A 26,921-nucleotide genomic window follows, 5' to 3' on the forward strand; every position below is an offset into this window, starting at 1 on the left:
CGGGGCGAACCATGCCGCACGCGCCGTCAAGCCGGAACGTGCGTCGGACGATCGGGACGAACTCGCCTGCGCGAGGTCCGCGGCGGCGGCGCGGAAGGCCACGGCGTGGTTCCGTACTGTCGAGCGCCGATGATGCCGGGTTGCCCGAAGGTCACCATCTACTCCTGAGGGTCTGCCCCCGGGACAGATGCCCGCGCGCGGGAGGACGCGAGTCATGAGTGAGCGGTAGCGGGGTTTCCCATCGGCTTCACAAAGCCTGGCAGCTCAGCGAACAGATATTCGGTTGCCTGCCCCGGTGGTCATGGATGCAATGTCCGGTATGGTCACCCAGGTGCGCCCGCCGCGGCGAGATGAGATGAACGCGTACTACCGGACCGTGTCACGCTGCGATCCGGGCAGGCTGCAGCCGGATCGCCGCACGGGAGACGCCGGCGCATGAATGCGCCAGCGTCGCCGCACGGGGCGGAGCGGACTGAGGGATCGTCCGTCCGGATCGGCGCTCTCGTTCCGCTGACCCGTCCTGGCTGGGTCGCGGCAGGCCGGCAACTGCTCGCCGGACTCGAATTGGGGGTTCGCGAAGTCAACGACGCCGGCGGGATCGCCGGAAGGCCACTCGAACTCGTGGTCCGCGACACCGCGGCTGATCCACGCAGGGCCGCGGCGGCCGTGGACGAATTGGCTCGCCTGGGCGTGGCCGCCTTGGCGGGGGAGTACCACAGCGTCGTCGCCCGCGCCGCCGCGACCAGGGCCGACGCCCTCGGCCTGCCGTTCCTCTGCTCGTCAGCGGTTCTCGATGCCCTCACCGAAAAGCCAACGGAATGGGTCGCGCGTATCGCCCCGGCGCAGTCCCACGGCTGGCGATTCTACGCGGACTTCCTCCTCGGCGCGGGGCACAGCCGAATCGCCGTGGCAACCGAGCCGAGTGTCTACTGGGCGTCCGGGTCCCGCATCCTTCGGGACCACCTCGCGCCACGCGGCGGGACCGTCCTCGAACTCGACATGAGCGCACTCGCCCCCGCGGCCGTGTGCGACGAACTCGCCGACAATGGGGCGACGGCCCTTCTTCTTCTCGTCGGCCACCCGGAGCCGGCAGTGTCGATCGTCAGATCCGTCCGCCGCGACCGGCGCCTCGCTGAGATCACGATCGGTGCTCCAGCCGGGCAACCGGAGTTCGCCGAATGGGCGACATCGCTGGGCGACGACGGCGCCGCGATCCCGTTCTTGCGCTATCTGCCCGAGCGTCTCAGCCCCCTCGGTGCACGAGTCGAGACGGCCCTCCGCGAGCGGCTGGCCGAAGCGCCCTCCTTCGTCGCCTTCGAGGGCTACGACACGGTCGCAGTCCTCGCCGATGTGCTGCGCTCGAACGGCGCGAACCGGCCGTGCACCGGCGAATTCTGGCCGCGCGTCGCAGTCGAAGGCACCCGCGGGGAGATCCGGTTCTCCCGAAGGCCGGGCATCAGCGTCTGGCAATGGGCCTGGACGCCGGTCCAGGTCGCCGACCGAGATCCGGCGGCTACCGATCGCTTCCGGATCCTGCGCGCCAGATGAGAGCACACAGGTCGACTGTGCTCCGAACTTGAGGCTTCACAGGCTCTTAGCCTCGCGGCGGATCCCGAGCGCATTTTCCGATATCGCGCGGCAGCCGGGCAGCCCGGCGGAGGCCGGCGGTCGGACTGGCGTCCAGGGGCGGGACGCGTCGGCGGGTCGGTGGCGGGTCGGTGGCGGCGGCGGTCCGCTCCCAATAATCTCAATGTTGAGATTGTTCGGAGGGGCGATGGCGGATGCGGTGGATGCGATTCTGGCGCAGTGGGGGCGGGAGCGGCCCGATGTGGACGTGTCCGCCATGGGCGTGGTCGGGCGGATCTCGCGGGCGCAGCTGCTGCTGGGCCGGGAGCTGAAGGGCTTCTTCGCCGAGCGGGGGCTGGAGAGCTGGGAGTTCGACGTCTTGGCGACGCTGCGACGGCACGGCGCCCCTTACGAGCTGACGGCGGGGGCGCTGCTGCGGGCGGCGATGGTGACCTCGGGGGCGATCACCAACCGGATCGACCGGATGGAGGCCAAGGGCCTCGTCGAGCGGGTCCGGGACGCCGACGACCGCCGGTCGGTGCGGATCCGGCTGACGCCGCGGGGCCTGGAGCTCGTGGACGAGCTGGTCGCCCTGCACGCCGCAAACGAGGACCGGCTCCTGGCCGCGCTGGACCCGGCCGGCCGCGAGCGGCTGGCCGGAGCGCTGCGCACGCTGCTTGAGTCGCTCGGCGACACCTCGCTCGGCTAGCTGGAGGAAGCCCGGAGTGGCGCCGTTGGCGATGGGGCCAGATGCGGGGCGAGCCCGGGCGGGTGACGGCGGCGGTGTGGTGAAGCGGAGGTGCTCGGCGGTGATGCGGGCGGCCACGAGCAGGGACGGGACGGCGGGGCCACCGGGCGATCGCCGTCCTGCGGCGGGAGGGACGCGGCGGCCTCGGTGCGCGCGGCGATGCGGCGCCGCTGTCGGTGCCGACCGGCACCCTGACCATCTGTCCGGGGGGTGTGAGGTGCGTCTCTCCGGGGCCGGGGAGTGTCACGTTCGGGACCGCCGGGCCCTCATATCGGTATGGAAGCTTTCGTGGCCCGGTCGCGCGACGCGATCTGCCAGACCCTCATGCACGCCGCGCACGACGCGTTCCGCCGGGACCTTGACCGGCTCGCGGCGGCGGTCGCGGCGGGCAAGGGCGGGGCCGCGCACGTGCGCGACGGGTGGGACAACCTCAAGGACCAGCTCCGCATGCACCAGGACGTGGGGGAGCGCCTGCTGTGGCCGCGGGTCGAGCACGCGCTGGCCGGGCGCCCCGCCGAGCGGGCCGTGCTGGCGGACATGCGCGACGGGCACGCCCGGATCGCGGCGCTGACCGCCTGCGTCGACGCCGCGCTGGAGGACGGGCGCGGCGCGGTCGCGGCGGTGCTGGCCCTGCGGGAGACGCTGGAGGGGCATCTGCGGCATGAGGAGTCGACCGCGCTGCCGCTGGCGGAGTCGGTGCTGGAGGCGGGGGAGTGGCGGGCGCTGGCCGCCGAGGCCGAGGGCCGCTGCGCTCCGGCCGCACCGCTGTTCGTCCCCTGGGTCGTGGACGGCATCGCGCCCGTGGACCGCAGCCGCTTCCTGACGGCGCTGCCCGGATCGGTGCGCGCCCGCAACCGGGTGACGTGGGAGCCCCGCTACCGCAAGCGCCGCCTGTGGAGCATCTGACCCCAGGCGGCGGCATCGTCCAGGTTTGCCGGGAGCCGCACGGGTACCCCCGATACGGGCCGCCCGCAGATCGGGCCCGGCGCCGACGGCTTCTTCGACCTCTTCGCCGGCGGGGTGTGCGCGGCGGCTGACGCCAGCACGAACGATTCCCCCGGAATGGAAGGACGGACGATGGACACCCCCTCGGTGCCCGGTAAAGGGCCCGGACAGATGAGCAAGGACGCGGCCGAGGCCGGCCGGTCCGCCGGCAAGACGGCGGGCAAGACGGCCGGGAAGACGGCCGGGAAGACGGCGGGCGCCGCGCAGGAGACCGCCGGGGCCGCCGGGGCGACCGCCACCGCCGCCGGGAGGGCCGGCGGGCAGGTCGCGGGGCAGGTCGCGGCGCTGCCCGGCCGGGCAGCGGCCCTGACCAAACTCGTGACGCTGCGGCGCTTCCTGCGGGCCGCTCCGGTCGCGGCGGCCGCGGCCGCCGGCATCGTCGTCGGGCGCATCACCGCCAGGAAACGCTGACCCCGCGAACACCTCGCAACCACCGGAACGCCCCCGGCCCGCGCCGGGGGCGTTCCGGCTTTCCTGGCCCGGCACCGGGCGTCACCCCGCACTCCGCACCCCGCACCCCGCCAGACCCAGGGCGGCAATTGACCTGCCGGTGACCAAAACCAGGCCGTCTGTTTAGAGAGATCGGTGTGGGTACACCCGGGTTCGTGCCAAACCCCAGAACAACCCCTAACGAGGAGATGACATGACTGGGCCGATCGCCCAGCAGACTTCGGGCAGCCAGAACGTCCAACGCGGCGGATCCGGCAGCGGCCTCGCCGACGTCGTCGACCTGATCCTGGAAAAGGGCCTGGTCATCGACCTGTACGCGAGGGTGTCGCTGGTCGGGATCGAGATCCTCACGATCGACGTGCGGATCGTCGTCGCCAGCGTCGACACCTACCTGCGGTTCGCCGAGGCCGTGAACCGGCTCGACATCGCCCACGACGGCACGTCCCAGGGCCTGCCGCAGTTCGTGGAGGGCATGCAGGAGTCGGGCGCGAAGAAGAAGACCCGCGGCGCCCTGGAAGGCGCGCAGGAGCGGCTGAAGGAGACCTTCGGCGGCTCCGACGATTCCGAGGAGGAGGACAAGCAGCCCGCGCGCCGCCGCTCGTCCCGCAAGAAGGAGGACGAGGAAGAATGAGCACGCCGCAAGCCCCCGGCGGCTCCGAGTCCGGCGACCGGATCCCGCAGTACGTGTACGGGGTGACCCGCTCGGACGCGGAACTGCCCGCGGACGTCAACGGCCTGGACGACCGGCCGGTGTCGCTGGTGCAGGACGGCGGCGTGTGCGCCGCCGTCGTCAGCGACCTGCCCACCGGCCGGGCGCTCGGCGAGCGCGCCGACCTGGTGGCGCACCAGCGTGTCCTGAACTCGCTGGTGGACGCAGGCACCGTGGTGCTGCCGTTCCGGTTCGGGGCGGCGCTGGCCGACCGCGAGGCCGTGGAGAAGGAACTGCTGGCCGACAACTCCGACCGCCTCGGGCAGGTCCTGGACCAGCTGGACGGACGCGTCGAACTGCGCGTGAAGGCCACCTACGTCCAGGACGAGGTCCTCGGCGAGATCATGGCGGACGAACCGGAGATCGGCGAGCTGTCCCAGCGGCTGCGCGAGGTCCCGCCGGACGCCGCCGACGCCGTCTACTACGACCGGATCCGGCTCGGGGAACTGATCGCACAGGCGATGGAGCGGCGCCGCGAGCACGACGGGCAGGTCCTGCTGGACGGCGTGGCCCCGGCGGCCGAGGCGTTCGCCCGCAAGACGCCCGCCCGGGAGGAGGACGTCCTGGACGCCTCGTTCCTCGTCGCCGCCGACCGCCGCGACCAGTTCGAGGAGGCCGTGGAGGAACTCGGCCGCACGCACGGCCAGCGGATCCGGATCCGGCTCATCGGGCCGCTCCCGCCCTACGACTTCGTACCGGAGGCGTGAGGGCGATGGGACTGTTCACCGGGCTGGTGACGCTGCCGCTCGCGCCCGTCAAGGGCGTGGTCTGGCTGGCCGAGACCCTCACCGAGCAGGCCGAGGCACGGCTGTACGACCCGGGGCGCATCGCCGCGGAGATGCAGCAGATCGCCGACGAGGTCGCCGAAGGGGAGATCACCGAGGAGGAGGCCGCCGCCCGCGAGGAGGAGCTGATCCACCGGCTGAACGAGGGCCGCGCCCGCGGCTACCAGCCGGGATAGCAGGGAGGCCAGTGATGATGTCCGCGTCCGAGGCCGCCAAACGGGCGGTCGAGCACGTCACCGCGATGACCGGCCGCAGCGCCGAGAGCGTGGTGGGGATCGAGCGGGCCGGCGAGGACGGCTGGCGCGTCACGGTCGAGGTCGTGGAGACCCACCGCATCCCCGACTCCGCCGACATCCTCGCTGCCTACGACACCGAAGTGGACGCGGACGGCGACCTGGTCGCCTACCGCCGCGCCCGCCGCTATCCCCGCGGACGAGTGGAGAGGAACTGAGAGGTGGGGAGCTCGCGCCCACAGCCGAGCCCCCCACCGGCCCCCCACCGGCCCCGGGCATCCGTCCCTCGCCCGGCGGCGGTGCGGGCGGCGCGGCCCTCGGAGGCGCCGCCGGCCATCAGGCGGCGAGGACCTCGGCTTCCCACAGGTCACGGTAGCCGCCCGGCACCGCCAGCAACTCCGCGTGACGGCCACGCTGCACGATCCGCCCCCGGTCCATGACCACGACCTCGTCGGCGGACGCCAACGCCGCGAGCCGGTGCGTGACCAGCAGCAACGTCCCCCCGCCCGGCGCCTCCAGCAGATCCCGGGTCAGCGCGTCCGCCGCCACCGGATCCAGCGCCTCGGCGGGCTCGTCCAGCACCAGGACCGGCGGATCGGCCAGCAGCGCCCGCGCCAGCAGCAACCGCTGCCGCTGCCCGCCCGACAGGCCCCGGCCACCCGCGCCGACCACCGTGTCCCACCCGTCCGGCAGCTCCTCCACCACCTCAGCGAACCGCGCCCGCACCGCCGCCGCCCGCAACCGCCCCTCACTCGCACCCGGACGAGCCAGCAGCAGGTTCGCACGGACCGTCCCGCCGAACACGTGCGCGTCCTGCGCCAGCCCCCGCACCGCCGCCCGCACATCACCGGGCGCATACCGGGCCAGCGCGCGCCCGCCCAGCACCACCGCGCCCGACACCACCGGCACCTGCCCGGACACCGCCGCCAGCAGCGTGCTCTTCCCCGCGCCGCTCGCCCCCACCACCGCCACCCGCAGACCCCGCTCGACCCGCAGATCCACCCCGTCCAGCGCGACCCCCTCGCCATAGGACACCCGCACACCCAGCAACTCCACCTCCAGCGGCCCCCGCGGCATCACGGCTGGATGCGACGTCACCAGCTCCGGGGGAGCGGCCAGCACCGCACCGACCCGCCGCACCGCCGGCAGCACCTCCCGCAGCCGCTGCGCCGCCACCGCCAGCGGCAGCACCGACTCCACCGCCACCAGCGCCGTCAACACCAGCACCGCCGCACCCACCTCGTCCACCCCCGCACGCAACCCCGCCCACGCCACCGCCACGACCGTCCCGCCCTGCACCACGAAACCCGCCGCCACCACAAGCGCCGACACCCGCGCACCCGACCGCTCCGCACGCTCCAACCGCTCCGCCGCGTCCCCCGCCCGCGCCGCGAACCGCGCCGACGCACCGAACATCACCAGATCCGCCGCCCCCTCCAGCACGTCCAGCGCCCGCACCGCCAGCGCCTCACGCCCCACCACCCGCGCCGCCGCCCGCCCGCCCGCAACCGCAGCCACCACCGGCAGCACCACACCCGCGACCAGCAGACCCCCGGCCAGCACCGACCCCGCCGACACGTCCACCCCCGCGCACACCACCACACCCCCCGCCCCGCACACCACCCCCGCCACCACCGGCAGCACGCACCGCAACAACAGATCCTGGACGGCGTCCACATCCGACACCATCCGCGTCAACACATCACCATCACGCCCCCGCCCCCCACCCGAAGGACGCGCCCCCGCAAGCGCGTCGAACACCCGGCCACGCAACTCCGCCATCGCCCGCAACGCCGCATCGTGCCCCGCCAGCCGCTCCACATACCGCAACGACCCCTTCGCCAGCGCGAACCCCCGCACCGCCACGATCGCCAACGACAACGCCGCCAGCTCCGGCCGCTGCGACGCCCGCGCGATCAGCCACGCCGCCGCCGCGACCAGCCCCAACCCGCACAGCTCCGCCGCCGCACCCGCCAGACCCGCGCCCACCAGCCGCACCACATGCGGCCGCACCGCACCCCACACGCCCCTCACGCCGCCTCCTCCCGCACCCCGCCCGCGACCCGGCCGCCCTCCAGCCGCACCACCCGATCCGCCACCCGCACCAGCGCCGGACGATGCGCCACCAACACCGCCGTCCGGCCCGCAAGCAGCCGCTCCGCCGCCTCCAACAGAACCCGCTCACTGTGCGAATCCAGCCGCGCCGTCGGCTCGTCCAGCAGCATCACCGGCCCCCCGGCAAGAAGCGCCCGCGCGATCGCCAGCCGCTGCCGCTGCCCCGCCGACACCCCCGCACCGCCCTCACCCAGCACCGTCGCGAACCCGCGCGGAAGGTCCCCGACGAAGTCCGCGCCCGCCGCCCGCGCCGCCTCCGCCACCCGCTCATCATCAGCACCGGGCACACCCAGACGGATATTGTCGGCCACCGACGCCGCGAACAGGTGCGGACGCTGCGGCACCCACCCCAGCCGCGCCCGCCACGCCACCAGATCCAGCTCCGCCAGATCCACCCCGTCCACCAGCACCCGACCCGAATCGGGAACCACCAGCCCCGCCAGCACCAGCAGCAGCGTCGACTTCCCCGCACCCGACGGACCCGTCACCGCCACCCGCTCACCCGGACCGACCCGCAGCGACACCCCCTCCAGCGCCGCCCCCGCAGAACCCGGATACCGGACGGTCACCTCCTCCAACACGATCTCCGGCGCCCGCCCGGACGGGACGAACCCGCCACGCGCCGGGGGAGAGGACACCTCCAGCACCCCGAACGCCTCCTCCGCCGCCGCCACCCCCTCCGCACTCGCATGGAAACGTTGACCCAGCGCCCGCAACGGCAGATACACCTCCGGCGTCAACACCAGCACCAACAACCCCGTCGCCAGCACCATCCGCCCCTCCAGCAGACGCAACCCCACCGGAACCGCCACCAGAGCCACCGACAACGCGCACACGAGCTCCAGCACCAGCGACGACAAGAACGCCACCCGCAACGCCCGCACCGTCGCCCGCCGATGCTCACCCGCCAACTCCCGCACCACCAGCGACTGGTGCTCCGCCCGGCCGAACGCCCGCAACGTCCCCAGCCCCGCCAGCACGTCCCGGAAATGCCCGCCCAGCCGGTGCAGCAGCCCCCACTGCCGGCCCGTCAACGCCGCCGTCCGCATCCCCACCAGCGCCCCGAACACCGGAACCAGCGGCAACGTCACCGCCACCACCACCGCCGACGCCCAATCCGCCGCCACCAGCCGACCCAGCACCAGCGGCGGGACGACGCACGCCGCCAGCAACTGCGGCACATAACCGGTGAAGAACGGGTCGACCGCGTCCAGACCCCGCGTCAGCAGCGTCACACGCGAACCCGCATCACCGGTCGGGCCGCCCAGCAGCGCACCCCGCAGACCCCGCTTCACCCGCGCCGCCGCCCCGCCCGCCACCTGCGTCACCGTCCACGCCAGCACCGCCCGCCCAGCCACCGCACCCGCCAGCCACGGCAGCGGACCCGCGTCCAACCCCGCCACCGCCCGCACCAACAACTCCGCCTGCACCACCAACAGGACACCCTGCCCCACCGCCAGCACACCCAGCAGCACCAACACCCAGCGGGGGAGAAGCCGCAGCAGACGCCGCTCGATCGCCTTCACCGCCACCGCCTACAAGTACGAGGGAGCCGAGACCCGCCCCCGGAACGTCCACCACACCAACGCCTGCGACGCCACCAAGAACGGCAGCACCACCACCGTCCCCACCACCGTCAACGCCAGCCCCGCACCCTCGGCCACCACCTCAGACCACGGCACCTCCGCACCCGCGACCACCGGCGCACCCGCCATCACCAGCGCCGACAACCCGTACCGCGACGGGACCCGGCCCGCCCGCGCCGCCAGCCCCACCGGCAGCCGCCACCGCGCGAACCCCGCCCCATGCCACGCGAACAGCACCGCCAGCGGCAGGCCCAGCACACTCCCGGCGTTCAACCCGCCACCGGCCACCAGCGAACCCAGCACCGAACCCCACGCCAGCGCCAGCGCCCAACTGCCCGCCACGATCGCGCCGTCCCATACCGACCGCCACGCCGCCGCGTCCACCCGGCCCCGCAGCCACAACCCCATGTCCCGCACCACCCAGCCGACCAGCAACACCACCACCAGCGGATACAACTCCTCCAGCAACCGGTGCTCCAGACCCGGGAACGCCCCCGCGACCAGCCCCGCCACCGCCACCAGCCACACCTCGTTGCCCAGGAAGAACGGCGCGAACGACGCGATCACCAACCGCCGCTCCCGCTCGTCCCGCCCCAGCCAGGGCAGCAGCATCCCCACCCCGACATCCGCACCGGCCAGCACCAGATACCCGCCGGCGAACACCGCCAGCAACACCACCGCGAGAGAATCCATCACCAGACTCCTGTCAGAACCTCAGCCGAAAGAACGCCGCGCGACACGTACCACCCGTCACGTACCGCCCGTCAGAACGTCGCGCTCAGCACCGGCGCCGCCGGCTCCGCCGGGGGAGCGGCACCCAGCCCCGCCCCCTCCGGCCCCCGCCGCGCGAACCGCGCCAGCAACCACGCGTTCACCCCGAACAGCACCGCGAACAGCACCGAGAACACCACGAACGACGCCGTGACCGCCCCCGCCCCGACCCCCGGCGACAACGCGTCCTCGGTCTTCAACACCCCGTACACCATCCACGGCTGCCGCCCCACCTCACGGAACACCCAGCCCGACACCATCGCCACATAAGGCAGCGGCACCGCCGCGACCATCAGCACATGGAAGACCCGACCCCGCACCAGCCACCCCCCGAACGGGAACTTCACCAGCGCCACCCCCGCGACTACCAGCATCAGCAGCCACATCGACACCATCAAGCCCTCACCGACCCCCGCCAGCGACGGCGCCATGTAGTCGCCCGGCCCGAACCGCGCCGTGAAGTCCGCCACCACGGCCGCCGCACGGTCCCCACCGATCTTCGTCGGCTGCGCATAGCGGAACTGCATCCCGCCGAACACCACCACCGGAATCACCGACACCATCACCGTCAGCAACCCGACCCGCATCGACCGCCGGAAGAACTCCACCTCCGCCGTCCGCCGCAACAGGTGGAAACCACTCACCCCCGCCATGAAGAAACCCGCCGTCAGCAGCCCCCCGAACAGCACGTGGAAGAACGCCAGCAGCGCCGTCGGATTCGTCAGCAACGCCCCGACGTCGGTGAGCCGCGCCGCCCCGTCCACCATCTCGAACCCCACCGGACGCTGCAGCCACCCATTCGCCACCAACACGAAATACGCCGACAGATACGCCGTCAGCGTCACCACCCAGATCAACGCCAGATGCACCCACCGGTTCAGCCGATCCCACCCGAAGATCCACAACCCCAGGAACGTCGACTCCACGAAGAACGCGACGATCGTCTCCAGCGCCAGCGGCGCCCCGAACACACTCCCCGACACCCGCGACAGACCCGACCAGTTCAAACCGAACTGGAACTCCATCACCAGCCCCGTCACGATCCCCACCGCATAGTTGACGACGTACAACTGCCCCCAGAACCGAACCATCCGCGCATGCACCGCACTGCCCGACACCGCCGCCCGCGTCTGCGTCAACGCCACCAACGTCGCCAGCCCCAGCGTCAACGCCACGAACAGGAAATGCGTACCGGCCGTCAACGCGAACTGCACCCGGGCCAACATCAACGGATCACCATTCACCAGCACACGCTCCAAGAAACCGGTCGGAAACGACCCCACGATCCTCGGCGCGCACCCACCACCCGCGAATCAGGCGCGAGCGTTCAACCGCCCTGCGCCTTTCGCGCAGCCACCGCACCCCGCCTACATCTCCCGATGTACACCACCCCGCCGCGCACCCAACCCGAGAACGACCGCCACCACCACGTACGGCGCCGACGCCAGCCCCATCAGCACGCCCGCGTCCGCCCACCGCGACCCGAGCGCCCACCCCGCGAACACCAGCACCGCCACCGTCTCCGAACCGAACCCCGCCACCGACGTCACCGTCGCCCGCGCCCCGTCACCGATCCGGTCCTGCAACCGCGCGTCCGCCGCCGCCATCGCCCACCGGAACACCCCGAACGCCACCGCCACCAGCACCAGCCCACCCGGCCGCCCGCTCCACGACCCCACCGCCAGGCATACCGCACCCACCACCAGCACCGGCGGCAGCCACCCGGTACGCCGCCCCGCCAGCCAGCCGCCCACCGCATCGCCGACCGTCACCACCATCACCAGCAACGGCACCGACGCCTCCGCAACCCCCGTCGACCGCACCAGCAACGGCACGTACTCGTCCAGCGACGTCACACCCTCCAGCACCATCACCAGAACCAGCGACCACCGCACCGCCGGCTCCCGCCGCACCTGCGCCCATCCCTCACGCAGCACCGACCGCAGCGACGGCTCCTCCTCCGCCTCCACCGCACCCCGCGACTCCGGCAGGAACCACCCCGCCACCGCACACGACACGCACGCCGCCACACTCGCAACCCCCAGCGCCCGGTAACCCCCGGCCGCAAGCACCGGCGACGCCACCGCCGACGCCGCCACGACGGCCAGCAGCGACACCGCCTCCGAACGCCCGATCAGCCGCGCGTACGCCCCCGCCGCCCCGGTACGCTCCAGCTCCGCGTACACCAGCGCCTGCATCGTCCCCGACCGCAGCGCCGACCCCACGCCCCACAGCACGAAACCCGCGGCGAACGCCGGATACGAAGGAAAGAAGGCCCACAAACCGAACCCCGCCCCCGCCAGCAGGGGAGAGGCGACCAGCAGCAACCGGCGCGAGACGACATCCGCCCACAGACCGGACGGCAACTCCAGCGCGAACGTCGTGACCGACCAGATCACGAACAACGACGAGATCGCAGCAGGCGACAACCCGGTGCCGGCGAACAGCACCGCATAGACCGGGTACAGAAGAACGAAATCCTCGAGGAACGCGTAGGCGTACAGCCTCCGCGCGAGCCCCGCCTCAGGTGAAGATCAATGTCGTCGGCGCATACCCGCACCCTAACCGCCACGCACCCGCGCACGCACCCCCGAATCGGCCGGGGGAGAGGACTCAGGCGGCAGGGTCACGCCCGAACAGCGCCAGCAGACGCGCCTGGTCACCGGCGTCCGGCGCCACGGCCACCTCCGGCCCGATGCTCCCGGCGGCACGTCCCCGCGGCGCCATCCGCTCCGCCGTCTCCAGAGCGGAACGCACCAGGCCGGCGTCCAACGTGACCGCCTGCCCGGTGGCCCGCGCCAGATCCCACGTGTGCACGAGCAACTCCAGCGGATACTGCTCCAGCCACTCACGCATCGTCATCCCGCCGAACGCAAGCGGCACCCACCGGTCCAGCACCCCCGGCCGGACGAGCTCGGCCATCATCCGGGCCCGCACGGCACGCCAGCTCGCGAGGGGTTCCGCACCGGCGACGTCCCGCCAATCGGGATCGTCCTGGGGGAGAGGCCGCCCGGCCGCCCGCATCTCGACCACCAGCAGCCCGGCGGTCACATGCCCCGCGACATCGATCGCCGCCCAGCCCTCGCACGGCGACGGCGAAAGCCACCGGCCCGCCGGCGTCGCCGCGAGCACGGCCTCGAACCCGTCCAACGCCCGGACGAAATCTCCAGGAACACTTCCGGGAACCACGCCGAAACCACCATCCGGGGCTCGGATCGCCATCGAGCGGACCCCGCCACTGTAGCGATCAAGCACACCCGCGTCCTCCGGCCGACGACTCGACCGCCCCGGGCATGGACGACAGCGAACGCGCCGCAGCCGGAGACAACCTTGCTCACAGCGGCCGTGGGCTCGCGCCAGGCTCTACTTAACATAATGTACATTATCGACCAATGATCAGACCTGCTGGAAGCGGGACGATCGGTGCACAGAACGCGCGCTTTCGGCTGTTCGTACACCGCAGGTCGACGTCGACGGCAACGCGCGCCGGACGCTGTGGCTATGAGCCGTGGCCGACGGTGATCCAGTAGCGATCTTCGCCACGGGTGCGGCCGTCGTGGACGCCGCCGTTCGCCAAGATCACGCGACGGGACGGTTCGTTGTCGGCGGCGCAGGTCAGCAGGACGCGTTCCAGGCCGAGCCCGCGACATTCCGCCAGCCCGGCGGCGAGCATCCGCGTGGCGTGGCCGCGCCGCCGCCAGGGCATGACGACGTGGTAGCCGACATGGCCGCCGACCTCGGCGAGTTCCGGCGTCAGGCGATGCCGGACGATCAGCGTTCCCAGGTAATGCTCGCCCGAGATGTACCAGAACGTTGTGCACGGGACGCCCCAGCGCCACTGAACGCCGCGGCGCTGGGCGACGAACGCGCCGAAGTCCCGGTACGCCTCGTCCAGCCAGTCCGTCGGGTCGCCGGTCGCCAGGTGGTCGGCCCGCTCCCCGGCCAGGAACGACTCGCGCACCTCCGCCGTCGGTGCGGCCAGGCGCGGCGGCGGGATGAGATCGTTCATGCGCCCCATTCTGCCCGGATCGCAGGCAAACCGGACAGAAGCTGAATTCTGTTTGGTGTCGAAACATGCTGAAAACGGTTGCCTGCGTTCTCGCGCCTCGATGAGGCTGGGCCCATAGACCTCAAGGACATAGCGTCGAATCAGGTGGGTGCCTTCGCCCGGTAAGGACTCAAGGAGAGGTCTGGGCCTTCGCCAGTTCGACGAACTCGTTGATCGAGCCTTTCAGTGCGTTCAGTTCGGGAAGCGTCGTACTCGCCAGGGAGCCGTTGGGCGCTCGAGAAACCTCGCGCAGGGCGCCGGCGAAGGCGGAGCAACCTTCTATGACTCGGTCGGCGGCTTGGCCGAGATCGGCGCCTCCGACCATTGACACCTGTGCAGCGGCGCGGTGCAGGTCGCGGTTTTTCCGGTTGTACTCCTCCCCTGTCGCGAGGATCTCTGGGTCCCGGCTCACCTGCTGGAAGTAGAACAACTGCTGTAGAATCCTTCGGTTCTCTGTCGCGATCAACACGAACTCGGTGTAGGTGTCCCTAAGCCGCTCCTCGACACCATCCGCTCTCTGACGCTTCCAGAGCTCCCGCTGGCTGCGCGCGTTGATCCAGCCGCCGAGCCCCACCCCGCCGAGGGTTCCGACGACGGTCACCGCGGTGGTCACGATCTGATTCCAGCCGGACATGGAGCGATCCTGCACCGTCTCGCCGGTGGCCGACAACCGGTTCGCGGCCTTGATCGCCAGGACGTCCGGCGGCCGAGAAGCGCGCCGTGGCCGAGTAGGTTCGCAAGCTGATCGATGACCTGCGTAGCCGACTTCGCCCTGGGCTCCGCGCGGCGGGGCGCGTGGTCGCCGACCAGGCGGAAGGTGGACGCCTCTTGTCTAGCCGTATCCCCGGCGCCGTCAAGGTGAGCGTCCGCTTCTCCGTGGCGCCAGGCAGCGCAATGGCTCGTCGCCGACACTCTCCGGCACTGACGTGATCTCTGGTGGGGCGACAGTGCCTAACCAGTAGGGGCGGTGAGTTCGGCGAAGCGCAGGGCGTTGCGGACGGCGGCGCCGCCGGGATCGTTGTTGAAGTAGACGTAGGCGTCGTCGGTGAGTTCGTTCACCCAGGCGTGGAGGGACTCGTCGTCGTAGTGCGGCCACGGTTCGGCAGGTCCTTCGTGAAACCTTAGGTAGAGCCAGCCGGTGGTGCGCCAGAGAGGTGTTTGGGGCCGGCCGAGGCGGTCGGTCCAGCACAGGGCGGCGCCGTGGTGTTCCAGGATTCGGCGGGTCTCGTCCGTCCACCATGAGGGGTGGCGGGGTTCGACGGCGATGCGGACGTCCCGCGGGAATCGCCGCAGGCAGGCGGCGAGGCGGTCGGGCTCGGCCCGCAGGGTGGGCGGGAGCTGCAGCAGGACGGGGCCGAGCTTGGCGCCGAGGCCGGCGGCGGCGTTCATGAGGCGGGCGACGGGTTCCGCCGAATCGTTGAGGCGTTTCATGTGGGTCAGGTAGCGGCTGGCCTTGACCGCCATGACGAAGCCGGGCGGGGTGCTGTCGCGCCATGTCTCGAACGTTTCACGGTTGGGCAGGCGGTAGAAGGCGTTGTTGTTCTCCACCGTGGCGAAGACGTCGCCGTAGTGCTGCAGCCAGCGCCGCTGCGGGAGGCCGGACGGGTAGAGGACGTCGCGCCAGTCGGTGTACTGCCACCCTGACGTGCCGATCAGCATCGGCTCCTCCCCCTCGTCCGGCGGTGCATGCCGTGGTCATACCCCGCGCCGGTGGGGTTCGAGGGCGCGGATGTAGTCGACGAGGCGGACGCCGATCTCGAAAGGAACCTCCGGGCCGTCGAGTTCGATGTCGAGCCAGGTCTCGGAGATGCGGCGCCAGGTGCCGCGGCCGAGGAAGCGGCCGGGGACGGCGTCGTCGCCGAGTTCGGCGCGCCAGCGGGGTTCGGTGGTGAGCAGGCTGGTGAGGGCGGCTTCGTTGGCGGTCTCGTCGCGGTGTTCGGCGTGGAAGCCGATCTCGACGGCGTGGGAGCGGGCGCCGGGGGCCAGGTCGGCGGCAATGATCTGGGCCTCGTAGTGCTCGCGCTGGGGTGCGGGGTCGCCGAACCAGGCCTTGACGCCGTTGTGGCGCACCTGGACGTGCGGAAGTCCGAGAGTGGGCGGGGTCGACCCCCGGATGATCTCGCCGACCTGGTCGAACAGTGCGAGGTCCGTCATCTGCCGATCTTACGGGGGGTTCTGTCGGTGGCGGGCGGTAGCGTCCGGCGGGTGCGTCCTTCCGATGTTCAGCGTCTGACGGTGGCCGAGTGCGTGGATCGTTATGGAGAGCTGGTGCGTGCGAAGACGTCGACGGGTGCGCTGGCGCCGGCGTCGGCGGAGGTGTACGCGCGGGACGTGGTGACGTTCGCCGCGCTGGCGGGTGCGGAGCGGGTGCTGGACGATCTGACCGGTGAGGACGTCGATGAGGTGCTGCTTCGGTTCGCGCGCAAGCCTGATGAGCGGCGGCGGGTGCGGGTGGTGGACGCGGGGGGTGCGCCGTCGCAGAGTGCGGCGTCGCAGGCGCGGTTCCGGCGTTCGGTGTCGGCGTTCTTCCGGCATGCGGTGGTGGCGGGGTGGGTGCAGCTGAACCCGATGGAGGCGGTGACGGTGCGTCCAAAGCAGCGGGGCGGGCTGCGGGCGGAGCGGCGGGCGCTGACGGTGGAGCAGGCGGAGGGGTTGCTGGGGGCGGCGCGTGAGCTGGCGGAGGAGCCTTCGGTCGCGGCGCGGCGGCGGGATCAGCGGACGGAGTTGCGGGACGGGCTGATCGTGTTGCTGCTGGCGGCGGTGGGCCCGCGGGTGTCGGAGTTGACGGCGGCGAACGCGGAGGACTTCTTCGTCAACGGGGGGACGCGGTACTGGCGGATCCTCGGCAAGGGCGGGCGGACGCGGGATGTGCCGCTCCCCCGTCCGGTGGTGGAGGTGCTGGACGCGTATCTGGCGGAGGGGCGGGGGCTGCTGGATCGGGGGCGGGAGCCGAAGGCGCTGCTGCTGTCGTGGCGGGGGCGGCGGCTGGCGCGGGGTGATGTGCAGGGGGTGATCGACCGGGTGCTGGAGCGGGTGGAGCCGGTGCGGCGGCGGAGTGTGACGCCGCATGGGCTGCGGCATACGACGGCGACGCATCTGTTGGCGGCGGCGACGGACATGGATGCGGTGCGGCGGGTGCTGGGGCATGCGGATCTGTCGACGTTGGGCCGGTACCGGGACGATCTGCCGGGTGAGTTGGAGGCGGCGATGCGGGTGCATCCGCTGCTGGGGCCGGTGGAGGGCCGACGGGGCGGTTGAGCGTCTCCCCCTGCTGGCGCTCTCCCCGGCTGGTGGTCAATCGGTGGGGAGGGTGCGGGCGAGGGTGTAGGCCTCGGTGAGGTCGGTGCCGCGGTAGTCGAGGGCGGCGATGTCGGCGAGGTGGTGGTCGGCGTTGACGGCGACGGTGTTGGTGAGGTGCCGGAACAGCGGCGCGTCGGACATGGAGTCGCCGTAGGCGGTGCATTGGTCGGGGGTGAGCCGGTGGCGGGCGCGGAGTTGCTCGGCGATGCGGACCTTGTCGGCGGGGGTGAGGATGCCGTCGGGGGCGAGGGTGCCGGTGAAGGGCATCGGGGGGAAGCGTGAGGCGATGACGTCGTCGAAGCCGAGGGCGAGGAGGTGGCGGGCGAAGAAGTCGGGCGACATGGTGATGACGGCGGAGTGTTCGCCGCGGGCGCGGATGTCGGCGCAGACGTCGGCGATGCCGGTGAGCCAGGTGGCGGCGGTGTAGGCGGCGGCGACGATGTCGGGGGTGAGGTGGCGCCAGAGCCGGTGGATCTCGGTGGAGAAGCCGCGTGTGTCGAGGGTGCCGGCGGCGAAGCGCGCCTCGAGGTCGTGGAGTTCGGGGAGGGTGCCGAGGTGGCGGGCGATTTCGAGGTTGGCGGTGGTGCCGGTGAGGAGGGTGCCGTCCATGTCGAAGATGTGTAGGTGTCCCACAGGGGCTGGATTGTGCCGGACGGCCGGGGCGAGGGGCGAATGGTTTTCGTCGTGGCGGGGTGGCCGGGGGTGTGGGACGCGGGGGTGGCCCCTGTCGGAAGTCGGGGATGGTGGTGGCCGTTCGCCGGATCCGCGGTGTGGTGCTCTTTTCCTAGCGTCGTGTGCATGGACGGGATCTTGGGTGTGGTGGACACGGCGGTGACGTCGCCGTGGTTCTACCTGGTGTTGTTCGCGGTCGCGGCGATCGACGGGTTCTTCCCGGTGGTGCCGAGCGAGAGCCTGGTGATCACGGCGGGCGTGTATGCGGCGTCGGGGCGGCCGGATCTGTTGGCGGTGGTGGTCCTGGCGGCGTTGGGCGCGTTCGCCGGTGATCATGTGTCGTATCTGGTGGGGCGCCGGGCGGGTGGGCGGCTGGTGCGGGGGTTGCGGGCGGGGACGCGGCGGCATGCGGCGTTCGGGTGGGCGCGGCGGGCGATGGCCGAGCGGGGCGGGCTGATGTTGGTGGTGGCGCGGTATGTGCCGGGTGGGCGGACTGCGGTGACGGTGACGATGGGGGCGGTGGGTTACCGGTTGCGGTGGTTCTCGGTGTTCGCGGCGGTGGCGGCGGTGTCGTGGGGTCTGTACGGGGCGTTGCTGGGTTATGTGGGCGGGGTGGCGTTCGAGGACGATCCGCTGAAGGGGGTGGTGGTGGGGCTTGGTCTGGCGCTGTCGGTGACGGCGGTGGTGGAGGGTGCGCGTTTCGTGGGGCGGCGTCGCCGTGCGGGCGGGGTGGTGGCGTCGCGGCGGGACGGGGATTCGGTGCGGGCGTTGCCGGACGGGTGATCGCCGGAAAGTGACCGGCTTTTGGTGATGGTGGCCGTAGGGTGAACTTCGGCGGTCCGTCCGGTGTCTCAAGGTGGCGGGCAGGGGCCGCCTGTGAGTGTGAGGGAGAGTATGCAAGCGCCGGATTTCAGCGCCGATCTGTACCGGGAGGTCACCGACTTCGCGCAGGGCACGCCGTCCTGGGTGCATGAGGTGGCGGACGTGGGGACGGATGCGGGGCTGCTGTTGTTCGCCGTGTTGTTCGTGGCGGGCTGGTGGCGGGCCCGGGGTCTGGACGCGCGGGCGATGGGGCTGGCGCTGGCTGCGCCGTTCGCGGTCGTGTCGGCGTATCTGGTGAGTGAGGTGTCGAAGACCTTCATCGAGGAGGAGCGGCCGTGCCGGGCGGTGACGGGCGCGGTGCACATCGCGGCGTGTCCGCCGCAGGGCGACTGGTCGTTCCCGAGTAATCACGCGACGATCGCGGCGGCGTCGGCGGCGGCGATCGTGGTGGCGTGGCGGGCGATGGCGCCGCTGGTGCTGCCGCTGGCGGCGCTGATGGCGTTCTCGAGGGTGTTCGTGGGCGTGCATTATCCGCATGATGTGGCGGCGGGGTTCCTGGTGGGGGTCGTGGTGGCTCCGCTGGTGGCGCTGGTGCTGATGCGGGCGGCTGCGCCGCTGGTGGGGGGTTTGCGGGGCGTGCCGGTGGGCGCGGTGCTGCTGGGTCGGGGCGCGGTGGCCGGGGCGGGTTCGGCGGGTGCGGGTGGGCCGGTCGGGGGGCCGGTGATGGCGGAGCCGCATGCCGGTATGGGGTCGATGTTGGGTGCGGCTCCGCTGGATGAGGCGTCGGTGACGATGCCGGACGTGCTGGGCGGTGTGACGCGTCGTCAGGGCCCTGTCCCCTAGCCGGGGGGCGGTCTGGTCGGGCCGTCCCTGGTGGTGCTTTCGGGTGCCGCCGGGGGCGGCCCGTTGTCGTGTAGGGGTGTTTGGGCGGGTGGGCGGCTGGTTCTGGGGTGGTCAGGGGGTGTGGTCGACGAGGCCGGCCTCGTGGGCGATGACGGCGGCCTGGACGCGGTTGCGGACGTCCAGGCGGGTGAGGATGGCGCTGACGTAGGCCTTGACGGTGCCTTCGACGAGGTGGAGGCGGGCGGCGATCTCCGCGTTGGGCAGGCCGGCGCCGAGGAGGGCGAGGACGTCGCGTTCGCGGGGGGTGAGGGCGGCGGTGCGGCGGCGGGCGCGGGCGGCGTGGGCGAGGCGGCCGCCGCCGATCTCGGTGATGACGCGGTGGGCGACTTTCGGGGAGAGGTAGGCGGCGCCCGCGGCGACGGCGTGGACGCCGGCGATGAGTTCGCGGGGGTCGCCGGATTTGAGGAGGAAGCCGCTGGCGCCGTCGGACAGGGCGCGGGCGATGTATTCGTCCTCGCCGAAGGTGGTGAGCATGATCACGCTGGTGCCGGGTGCGGTGCGGCGCAGTTCGGCGGCGGCGGTGAGGCCGTCGAGGCGGGGCATGCGGATGTCGAGGAGGGCGACGTGGGGGCGGTGGCGGAGGGTGAGGTCGATGGCCTCGTGCCCGTCGGCGGCCTCGGCGACGACGTCGATGCCGGGGTCGGCGGTGAGGATGGCGCGGACGCCCGCGCGGATCATCGTCTCGTCGTCGGCGAGGAGGGCCCGGATCACTTGTTCTCCTGGTCGTCGCGGTGTTCGGCGCTGAGCCGTGTGGTGTCGTAGCTGTTCTTGCCGGTGAGGCGGCCGCCGGTGAAGCAGAGGCGGTAGATGCGGGAGATGCCGAGGAGGTCGGCGTCGGGGCGGTAGTAGCGGCAGTCGGCGTCGGCGGGTTCGGGGACGGCGGCGCGGACGACGCCGGCGCCGGTGGCCTCCATCGGCGGGAGGGTCTGTTCGGCCTGGTGCTGTGGGGTGCCGGTGCGGAGGGCGGCGTAGTCGGCGGGCGGGAGGACGGAGTTGAGGGTGGCGTGGATGTGGTAGCCGGCCATGGCGGCGCCGAGGGCGGCCATGAGCGCGGTGGGGACGGCGATGGCGGTGATGAGGCCGCGGCGGACCTGGAGGCGTTCGCGGGCGAGGTGGCGGGCGGATTCGGAGGGCCACTCCCCCAGTGCGGTGCCGGGGAGGCCGAGGGCGGTGCGCAGGGCGTGCACGGCGAGCGGGCCTGCGGTCGGGCTCGCGGGGTCGGGGGCCGGGGGGAGGTCGGCGGTCAGGTGGAAGCCGCCGTCCGGGGTGGGTGCGGCGTGGAGGGTGCCGCCGAGGAGGCGGACGCGTTCGGTGAGCCCGGTGAGGCCGCGTCCGCCGCCGGGAAGCGGTGGCGGGTGGCCGGGTGGCGGGTCGTTGGTGACGGTCGCGGTGACGGTGCCGTCGTCGGCGCCGGTGAGGGTGACGGTGACGGCGGCGCCCGGGGCGTGTTTGGCGGCGTTGGTGATGGCTTCCTGGACGACGCGGTGGGTGGTGAGCGCGGTCATCGGTGTCAGTGCGGGCAGGGTGTCGGCGCCGGTGAGGTGGACGTGGATGCCGGAGGCGCGGGCGCGGTCGACGAGGTCGGGGATGCTTTCGCGGGCGGGCCGCACGGGGGCCGCGTGGTCGTCCCCGAGGTGGTCGTCCCGGAGGTGTTCGTCTTGCGGGCGGGTGCCGGTGTCCTCGCGGAGGACGCCGATGATCTCTCGGAGGCGGTCGGTGGCGTCGGCGGCGCCGGTGCGCAGTTCGGCGGCGGCGGCGCGGTGCCGGTCGCTGAGGTCCGGGGCGACCTGGAGGGCGCCGGCGCGGACGGCGATGAGGGCGAGTTCGTGGCCGAGGGAGTCGTGCATGTCCTGGGCGATGCGGGCGCGTTCTCGGAGGCGTTCGCGTTCGGCGGTGATGCGCTGGCTGTGTTCGAGGCGTTCGGCGCGTTCCCAGCCGGCGCGCAGGAGTTCCTGGTGCTGGCGCCAGTAGCGGCCGACGAGCCAGGGCAGGACGCCGAGCAGGACGAGCCAGACGGTGGAGGGGAACCAGGTGGTGAGGGGCAGGCCGCGGAGCACCGACAGGAGGGTGCCGCCGATGAGTATGGCGGTGAGGCCCCAGAGGACGGGTTGGGCGCGGAGCGTCCGCAGGCCGGTGAGGTAGGCCAGGACGGGCATGGCGAACGCGAAGTTGCCGTGGATCGCGGTCAGTGTGATCGCGGTGAGGAGTGCGGTGGTGGGCCGGGTCCGGGACAGCGCGACTGCGGCGGCGAGGGCGGCGAGCCCGGCGCCCTGCAGCCACCAGGAGGTCTCGGCGGGCCGGAGCGGGGAGATCATGCCGAGGGCGACGGGCGATGCCAGGACCGCGTACAGCAGGACGTCTTTGACCCGGGCCGCGCGGGTGGGGCGGCGGTCCGCGGAGTCGTTCACGGGCTTCACGGTACTGGCTGGTGAAAAGGGATATCACTGACGAAAGTCAGGGTGCGGTCGGCGTGAAGATCGCGGGGCGGGCGGGGCTGAACTACGGTTGGCCCGTGGCAGCGACCCCTGTACTCCGTCTGCGCGCTCTGGCGCGGGGTCCCGCAGGTGATGCCGCCCTCGCGGCGGCGGTGCTCGTGGTGACGGTGGTGTTGAGCGCGGTGGCGGCCAGGCCCGGGGACCGTCCGCTGTGGCCGGGCGGGCTGGCGCTGATCGCGGTGGCGGCGGTGTCGCTGGCGTGGCGGCGCCGGTCTCCGGTGGCGGTGCTGGTGGTCGCGGTGCTGGTGCCGCCGCTGTACTACCCGATGGGGTTCCCGGACGGGCCGGTCGCGGCGGTGCTGTGGGTGGCGTTGTTCAACGCCGCGGTGGAGTGCCGGCTGGTGGTGTCGCTGGGTGCGGTGATCGTCGTCAACGGCGGGTTCCTGGCGGTGTCGTTGGGGCGGGGCGGCGGGGACGGCGGCGGTGACCCGGACGCGATCGTGGACGCGCGGGGCGTGGCGTCGCTGTCGCTGGGGCTGCTGGTGACGGTGGCGCTGGGGCAGTACGTGCGCAGTCGCCGGGACCGGGCGGAGGCGGCGGAGCGGCGTGCGGCGGAGGCCGAGCGGGACCGGGAGGCCGAGGCGCGGCGCCGCGCGGTCGCCGAGCGGCTGCGGATCGCGCGGGAGTTGCACGATGTGCTGGCCCATCAGGTGTCGCTGATCAATGTGCAGGCGGGGGCGGCGTTGCACCGCCGTGACGACCCCGAGCGGGCGTATGCGGCGCTGGAGGCGATCAAGGCGGCGAGCAAGGAGACGTTGCGGGAGTTGCGCGGGGTGCTGGGCGTGCTGCGGCAGGTCGACGGCTACGGCGGCGGGGACGGGGGCGGCGGTCCGGCGGCCGGGCCGGTGGCGCCGCCGCCGGTGCTGGCGCGGGTCGGTGAGCTGCTGGACCGGGCGGCCGGGGCCGGGCTGGCGGTGCGGCGGGCGGGTGAGGTGCCCGGGCCGGGTGCGGCGGGGACGGCGGCGCTGGAGGCGCTGCCGGCGCCGGTGGGGTTGGCCGGGTACCGGATCGTGCAGGAGGCGCTGACCAATGCCGTCCGGCATTCGGGGGCGGCGGTGGTGACGGTGGAGGTGCGGTGCCTGCCGGGTGAGGTGACGGTGCTGGTCGAGGACGACGGGTCCGGCCCCGCCGAACCCGCCTCGGACGGTCAAGGCGGTCCGGGCGGTTCGGAAGGCGTGGGCGGCGCGGGCGGTGCGGGTTCGGGTGGGAACGGGCTGCGGGGCATGCGGGAGCGGGCGGCGTCGGTCGGCGGGGAGCTGACCGCGGGTCCGGGTCCGGCGGGCGGGTTCCGGGTGTGGGCGCGGCTGCCGCTGGACGGCGGCGCCGAGGTGGAGAACATGGAGGAGATCGCGTGATCCGGGTGATGCTGGCCGACGACCAGACGCTGGTGCGGGCGGGGTTCCGGTCGATCCTGGAGGGTGAGGACGACATCGAGATCGTCGCCGAGGCCGGGGACGGGGAGCAGGCGGTGGCGCGGGCGGGCGAGCTGCGCCCCGACGTGGTGCTGATGGACATCCGGATGCCGGTCCTGGACGGGCTGGAGGCGACCCGCCGGATCAGCGCCGATCGGCGGCTGGCGGACGTCCGGGTTGTGATCTTGACGACGTTCGACCTGGACGACTACGTGTACGGGGCGATCAAGGCGGGGGCGAGCGGGTTCCTGGTGAAGGACACCGAGCCGCCGGAGCTGATCCACGGGGTGCGGGTGGTGGCGCGCGGTGACGCGCTGCTGGCGCCGGCGGTGACGCGGCGGCTGATCGCCGAGTTCGCGTCCCGGATCACCGCGCCGCCGCCGGCGGTCGAGCTGAACGTTCTCACCGACCGGGAGCGGGAGGTGCTGGAGCTGGTCGCGGCGGGCCTGTCGAACGAGGAGATCGCCGGGCGGCTGGTGCTGTCGCCGGCGACGGCGAAGACGCATGTGAGCCGTATCCTGGCCAAGCTGGGGGCGCGGGACCGGGCGCAGCTGGTGGTGCTGGCCTACGAGACGGGTGTGATCCGTCCCGGCTGGCTCGGCTGATCCTCAAAAGGGGGTGCAACCGGGCGTGCCGTGGCGGTGTTGAACGGATGTGACGGTTACGGACGGAGCTCTCCCCCGCGCCCCGGCCGCCGCCCGCGGTGCGGCGGGCGGGGGCGACGCGGCGGGCGCGGAGGTGGCCGCGGCGCTGGCGCGGGACCTGGACGCCGGGTTCGCCGCCCTGTACGAGGCGTACCGGGGGGCGGTGTTCTCCACGGCGCTGCGGCTGTGCGGGCGGTGGGCCGAGGCCGAGGACCTGTCGGCGGAGGCGTTCCTGCGCGCCTACCGGGCGCTGGCGGGGTACGAGGAGGGGCGGATCGCGGAGTTGCGGCCGCGTGCGTGGCTGCTGGCGATCCTGGCGAACGTGTGGCGCAACAGCCTGCGGTCGGCGGCGCGGCGCCCGGTGGCGGCGGGCCCGGTGGAGGACGCGCCGGACCCGCCCGATCCGGGCGAGGGGGTGGAGGACGCCGCCGCCCGCCACGAGACCGGCCGTGAGCTGGCGGAGCTGCTGGCCGAGCTGCCGGAGACGCAGCGGGCCGCGGTGGTGCTGCGGCACGTGACCGACCTGCCGGTCGCCGAGGTGGCGGCGGTTCTGGACCTGCCGGAGGGCACGGTGAAGTCGCATGTCTCCCGGGGGCTGGCGCGGCTGCGCGGGCTGCGGGCCGCCCGGCGGGTGCGGGAGGAGACGAGGGAAGGGGGCCCGTGATGACCGGTGCCGACGCCGCCGGCGGGGCGGTCGACCCGCTGGCGCGGGAGCTGGCGGAGCTGGCCGCCGACGCGCCGCCCGATCTGCTGGACCGCTTCGCGGCGCGGCGGGTCGGTGTGCGCGGGCCGCTGCGGGAGGGGCCGCTGGAGGAGCTGCAGGTCGCCTTCACCGACCACGGTGTCGCCTACGTGCGGGCCGGGATGGGCGAGCGGGAGTTCGCCGAGGCGTTCCGGGCGCGGTTCGCTCGGCCGCTGCTGCCGGCGGCGCGGCCGCCCGCGGGGCTGGTGCCGGCGCTGCGCACCGGGCGGCCGGGCGGGCTCGCGCTGGATCTGCGGGGTCTCAGCGATTTCGAGGCCGCGGTGCTGGCCGCCGCGGCGCGGATCCCGCGGGGGCAAACCCGCCCGTACGCGTGGGTGGCGCGGCAGGCGGGGCGGCCGAGGGCGGTCCGCGCGGTGGGGTCGGCGCTGGGCCGCAACCCGGTGCCGCTGCTGATCCCCTGCCATCGGGTGACCCGGTCGGACGGGGCGCTGGGCGACTACGTGTTCGGCGCGGACGCCAAGGAGCGGCTGCTGCGCGCCGAGGACGTGGACGTCGAGGGGGCGGCGGAGCTGGCGCGGCGGGGGGTGCGGCTGGTCGGCTCGGACACGACCGGGATCGTGTGCTACCCGACGTGCGGGGACGCGCGGCGGATCGCGCCGGGGCATCGGCGGGGGTTCGGTGATCTGGCGGCGGCGGTGGCGGCGGGGTACCGGCCGTGCCTGCACTGCCGTCCCGGGTGAGCCCGGGAGCGCCGGGGCGGTCCGCGCCGGGCGGGGCATAGTTCGGCGCAGGCCGGGAATGGGCCGTCCACCTGCGGGGACGATCCCGCGCGAGGACCGCCGACGAGGGGGGATCGCCATGCGCGTCGTCGTCACCGGCGCGACCGGCAACATCGGGACAGGGACGCTGCGGGCGCTCGCCGGGGACCCGGCCGTCACCGCCGTCACCGGGCTGGCCCGCCGTGCTCCCGGGCCGGGTGCGGACCGGGAGGCCGATCCGGGCGGCACCGGCAAGATCGAGTGGGTGGAGGCGGACGTCACCGTCGCCGACCTGGTTCCGCTGATGCGCGGGGCCGACGTCGTCGTGCATCTGGCGTGGCTGTTCCAGCCGACCCACCGGCCCGCGGTGACGTGGGACGCCAACGTCGTCGGCAGCAGCCGGGTGTTCGACGCGGCGGCCGAGGCGGGCGTGCCCGCGCTGGTGTACTCCTCGTCGGTCGGCGCCTACTCCCCCGGCCCCAAGGACCGCGCGGTCGACGAGTCGTGGCCGACGCACGGGTGGCCCGGCGCGGCCTACTCGCGGGAGAAGGCCTATGTGGAGCGGCTCCTGGACGCTTTCGAGGCCGCCCGGCCGGGCTGCCGGGTGGTGCGGATCCGGCCCGGGTTCGTCTTCGAGCGGCAGTCGGCGAGCGAGCAGCGGCGGCTGTTCGCGGGGCCGCTGCTGCCCGGGCGACTGGTGCGTCCCGGGGGTGTCCCGGTCGTGCCGGACATGCCGGGACTGCGGATGCAGTTCCTGCACACCGCCGACGCCGGGGAGGCGTTCCGGCTGGCCGTGACGGGCGACGTGCGGGGCGCGTTCAACATCGCCGCCGAACCCGTCATGGACGCGGCCGAGTTCGCCGACCTGCTCGGCGCGCGCACCGTCCGGGTGCCGCGGCGCGGGGTGCGGGCCGCGATCGCCGCGGCGTGGGGGCTGCACCTGGTGCCCGCCTCGCCCGGCCTGTTCGACCTGGCCATGGAGATACCGATCATGGACACCGCGCGGGCCCGCACCGAGCTCGGCTGGACGCCCCGGCACACCGCCCGGGAGGCGTTCACCGAGTTCCTGGACGGCCTGCGTGCGGGTGCGGGACGCGACACCCCACCGCTGGCGCCCGGCGCCGGCGGGCCGGGCCGCGCCCGCGAGTTCGCCGGCGGTGTCGGCCGCAAGCCCTGATGGCCGCAAGCCCTGATGA

General features: G+C 73.2%; 29 protein-coding genes. 16 read left to right on the forward strand and 13 right to left on the reverse strand.

All coding sequences use genetic code 11. The features are described from left to right. Positions 1–435 precede the first annotated feature (435 nt). The 8 genes from SM418_RS12170 (at position 436) to gvpO (ending at position 5,714) form a co-directional block, all read left to right on the forward strand. Positions 436–1,548: an ABC transporter substrate-binding protein gene (locus tag SM418_RS12170; protein WP_371945672.1), complete on the forward strand. Its 1,113-nt coding sequence runs from the start codon at positions 436–438 to the stop codon at positions 1,546–1,548. A 226-nt stretch (positions 1,549–1,774) separates the two neighbouring features. Further along, on the forward strand, positions 1,775–2,275 hold the full coding sequence (locus SM418_RS12175) for a MarR family winged helix-turn-helix transcriptional regulator (RefSeq protein ID WP_371945671.1): 501 nt from the start codon (positions 1,775–1,777) through the stop codon (positions 2,273–2,275). Between the two features lie 315 nt (positions 2,276–2,590). Then, positions 2,591–3,220 (forward strand): hemerythrin domain-containing protein, encoded by a 630-nt coding sequence (locus SM418_RS12180; protein ID WP_371945670.1) that lies wholly within the window; start codon positions 2,591–2,593, stop codon positions 3,218–3,220. 210 nt (positions 3,221–3,430) lie between these two features. Further along, entirely contained in the window at positions 3,431–3,730 is a 300-nt protein-coding gene (locus SM418_RS12185) for a hypothetical protein (RefSeq protein ID WP_371945669.1), read from the forward strand. A gap of 232 nt (positions 3,731–3,962) precedes the next feature. Then, positions 3,963–4,400, forward strand: coding sequence for a gas vesicle protein GvpJ (gene gvpJ / locus SM418_RS12190; protein WP_371945668.1), 438 nt, complete (start codon positions 3,963–3,965; stop codon positions 4,398–4,400). Then, positions 4,397–5,185 (forward strand): GvpL/GvpF family gas vesicle protein, encoded by a 789-nt coding sequence (locus SM418_RS12195; protein ID WP_371945667.1) that lies wholly within the window; start codon positions 4,397–4,399, stop codon positions 5,183–5,185. The genes gvpJ and SM418_RS12195 overlap by 4 nt, the downstream gene beginning before the upstream one ends. 5 nt (positions 5,186–5,190) lie before the next feature. Further along, positions 5,191–5,439 (forward strand): gas vesicle protein GvpG, encoded by a 249-nt coding sequence (locus tag SM418_RS12200; RefSeq protein WP_371945666.1) that lies wholly within the window; start codon positions 5,191–5,193, stop codon positions 5,437–5,439. A 14-nt stretch (positions 5,440–5,453) separates the two neighbouring features. Further along, on the forward strand, positions 5,454–5,714 hold the full coding sequence (gvpO, locus tag SM418_RS12205) for a gas vesicle protein GvpO (RefSeq protein WP_371945665.1): 261 nt from the start codon (positions 5,454–5,456) through the stop codon (positions 5,712–5,714). A gap of 118 nt (positions 5,715–5,832) precedes the next feature. Here gvpO and cydC read toward each other — a convergent pair whose 3' ends face one another. The 10 genes from cydC to SM418_RS12255 all read right to left on the reverse strand — a co-directional run bounded on the left by cydC (position 5,833) and on the right by SM418_RS12255 (position 16,170). Beyond that, positions 5,833–7,530, reverse strand: coding sequence for a thiol reductant ABC exporter subunit CydC (cydC, locus tag SM418_RS12210; RefSeq protein ID WP_371945664.1), 1,698 nt, complete (start codon positions 7,528–7,530; stop codon positions 5,833–5,835). Beyond that, the gene (gene cydD / locus SM418_RS12215; RefSeq protein ID WP_371945663.1) at positions 7,527–9,137 is read right to left on the reverse strand and encodes a thiol reductant ABC exporter subunit CydD; all 1,611 of its coding nucleotides are present in this window, start codon (positions 9,135–9,137) and stop codon (positions 7,527–7,529) included. Before cydD ends, cydC begins: the two co-directional genes overlap by 4 nt. A gap of 9 nt (positions 9,138–9,146) precedes the next feature. Next, complete coding sequence (locus SM418_RS12220; protein WP_371945662.1) at positions 9,147–9,890, reverse strand: cytochrome d ubiquinol oxidase subunit II; 744 nt, start codon at positions 9,888–9,890, stop codon at positions 9,147–9,149. A gap of 71 nt (positions 9,891–9,961) precedes the next feature. After that, positions 9,962–11,218 carry a cytochrome ubiquinol oxidase subunit I gene (locus tag SM418_RS12225; RefSeq protein ID WP_371945687.1) on the reverse strand — a complete coding sequence of 419 codons (1,257 nt, stop codon included), beginning with the start codon at positions 11,216–11,218 and terminating at the stop codon, positions 9,962–9,964. A gap of 117 nt (positions 11,219–11,335) precedes the next feature. Further along, complete coding sequence (locus SM418_RS12230) at positions 11,336–12,472, reverse strand: MFS transporter (RefSeq protein WP_371966071.1); 1,137 nt, start codon at positions 12,470–12,472, stop codon at positions 11,336–11,338. 109 nt (positions 12,473–12,581) lie between these two features. Next, positions 12,582–13,118 carry a TIGR03086 family metal-binding protein gene (locus SM418_RS12235; protein ID WP_371945661.1) on the reverse strand — a complete coding sequence of 179 codons (537 nt, stop codon included), beginning with the start codon at positions 13,116–13,118 and terminating at the stop codon, positions 12,582–12,584. 349 nt (positions 13,119–13,467) lie between these two features. Next, on the reverse strand, positions 13,468–13,977 hold the full coding sequence (locus tag SM418_RS12240; RefSeq protein ID WP_371945660.1) for a GNAT family N-acetyltransferase: 510 nt from the start codon (positions 13,975–13,977) through the stop codon (positions 13,468–13,470). 169 nt (positions 13,978–14,146) lie between these two features. Beyond that, the gene (locus tag SM418_RS12245; protein ID WP_371945659.1) at positions 14,147–14,650 is read right to left on the reverse strand and encodes a hypothetical protein; all 504 of its coding nucleotides are present in this window, start codon (positions 14,648–14,650) and stop codon (positions 14,147–14,149) included. Between the two features lie 317 nt (positions 14,651–14,967). Continuing rightward, positions 14,968–15,675, reverse strand: coding sequence for a DUF72 domain-containing protein (locus SM418_RS12250; RefSeq protein ID WP_371945658.1), 708 nt, complete (start codon positions 15,673–15,675; stop codon positions 14,968–14,970). A gap of 36 nt (positions 15,676–15,711) precedes the next feature. After that, positions 15,712–16,170, reverse strand: coding sequence for a hypothetical protein (locus tag SM418_RS12255; protein WP_371945657.1), 459 nt, complete (start codon positions 16,168–16,170; stop codon positions 15,712–15,714). Positions 16,171–16,284: 114 nt separating this feature from the next. Here SM418_RS12255 and SM418_RS12260 point away from each other — a divergent pair, with 114 nt between their 5' ends. Further along, the gene (locus tag SM418_RS12260; protein ID WP_371945656.1) at positions 16,285–17,274 is read left to right on the forward strand and encodes a tyrosine-type recombinase/integrase; all 990 of its coding nucleotides are present in this window, start codon (positions 16,285–16,287) and stop codon (positions 17,272–17,274) included. A 36-nt stretch (positions 17,275–17,310) separates the two neighbouring features. On the opposite strand, the gene SM418_RS12265 is transcribed toward SM418_RS12260, so the two are convergent. Beyond that, positions 17,311–17,949 carry an HAD family hydrolase gene (locus tag SM418_RS12265; protein WP_371945655.1) on the reverse strand — a complete coding sequence of 213 codons (639 nt, stop codon included), beginning with the start codon at positions 17,947–17,949 and terminating at the stop codon, positions 17,311–17,313. A 165-nt stretch (positions 17,950–18,114) separates the two neighbouring features. Here SM418_RS12265 and SM418_RS12270 point away from each other — a divergent pair, with 165 nt between their 5' ends. Together SM418_RS12270 and SM418_RS12275 are read left to right on the forward strand one after the other, a co-directional pair. Continuing rightward, positions 18,115–18,771 (forward strand): DedA family protein, encoded by a 657-nt coding sequence (locus SM418_RS12270; RefSeq protein ID WP_371945654.1) that lies wholly within the window; start codon positions 18,115–18,117, stop codon positions 18,769–18,771. A 111-nt stretch (positions 18,772–18,882) separates the two neighbouring features. Beyond that, a complete protein-coding gene (locus tag SM418_RS12275) occupies positions 18,883–19,653 on the forward strand; it encodes a phosphatase PAP2 family protein (protein WP_371945653.1) in 771 nt (256 codons plus the stop codon). Positions 19,654–19,764: 111 nt separating this feature from the next. Here the strand turns inward: SM418_RS12275 and SM418_RS12280 are convergent, their stop codons facing one another. Both SM418_RS12280 and SM418_RS12285 read right to left on the reverse strand, forming a co-directional pair. Next, positions 19,765–20,424 (reverse strand): response regulator transcription factor, encoded by a 660-nt coding sequence (locus SM418_RS12280; protein WP_371945652.1) that lies wholly within the window; start codon positions 20,422–20,424, stop codon positions 19,765–19,767. Then, positions 20,421–22,121 (reverse strand): sensor histidine kinase, encoded by a 1,701-nt coding sequence (locus SM418_RS12285; protein ID WP_371945651.1) that lies wholly within the window; start codon positions 22,119–22,121, stop codon positions 20,421–20,423. The genes SM418_RS12280 and SM418_RS12285 overlap by 4 nt, the downstream gene beginning before the upstream one ends. Before the next feature lie 104 nt (positions 22,122–22,225). Here SM418_RS12285 and SM418_RS12290 point away from each other — a divergent pair, with 104 nt between their 5' ends. From SM418_RS12290 to SM418_RS12310, 5 genes are all read left to right on the forward strand, one after another. Further along, complete coding sequence (locus SM418_RS12290; RefSeq protein ID WP_371945650.1) at positions 22,226–23,563, forward strand: sensor histidine kinase; 1,338 nt, start codon at positions 22,226–22,228, stop codon at positions 23,561–23,563. Further along, on the forward strand, positions 23,560–24,225 hold the full coding sequence (locus SM418_RS12295) for a response regulator (RefSeq protein ID WP_371945649.1): 666 nt from the start codon (positions 23,560–23,562) through the stop codon (positions 24,223–24,225). The genes SM418_RS12290 and SM418_RS12295 overlap by 4 nt, the downstream gene beginning before the upstream one ends. Before the next feature lie 49 nt (positions 24,226–24,274). After that, on the forward strand, positions 24,275–24,928 hold the full coding sequence (locus tag SM418_RS12300) for an RNA polymerase sigma factor (protein ID WP_371945648.1): 654 nt from the start codon (positions 24,275–24,277) through the stop codon (positions 24,926–24,928). Next, positions 24,928–25,707: a methylated-DNA--[protein]-cysteine S-methyltransferase gene (locus tag SM418_RS12305; protein ID WP_371945647.1), complete on the forward strand. Its 780-nt coding sequence runs from the start codon at positions 24,928–24,930 to the stop codon at positions 25,705–25,707. The genes SM418_RS12300 and SM418_RS12305 overlap by 1 nt, the downstream gene beginning before the upstream one ends. A gap of 118 nt (positions 25,708–25,825) precedes the next feature. Continuing rightward, a complete protein-coding gene (locus SM418_RS12310) occupies positions 25,826–26,902 on the forward strand; it encodes an NAD-dependent epimerase/dehydratase family protein (RefSeq protein WP_371945646.1) in 1,077 nt (358 codons plus the stop codon). Positions 26,903–26,921: the final 19 nt, after the last annotated feature.

It is taken from the genome of Actinomadura chokoriensis (assembly GCF_041463665.1).
GTDB lineage: Bacteria > Actinomycetota > Actinomycetes > Streptosporangiales > Streptosporangiaceae > Spirillospora > Spirillospora chokoriensis_A.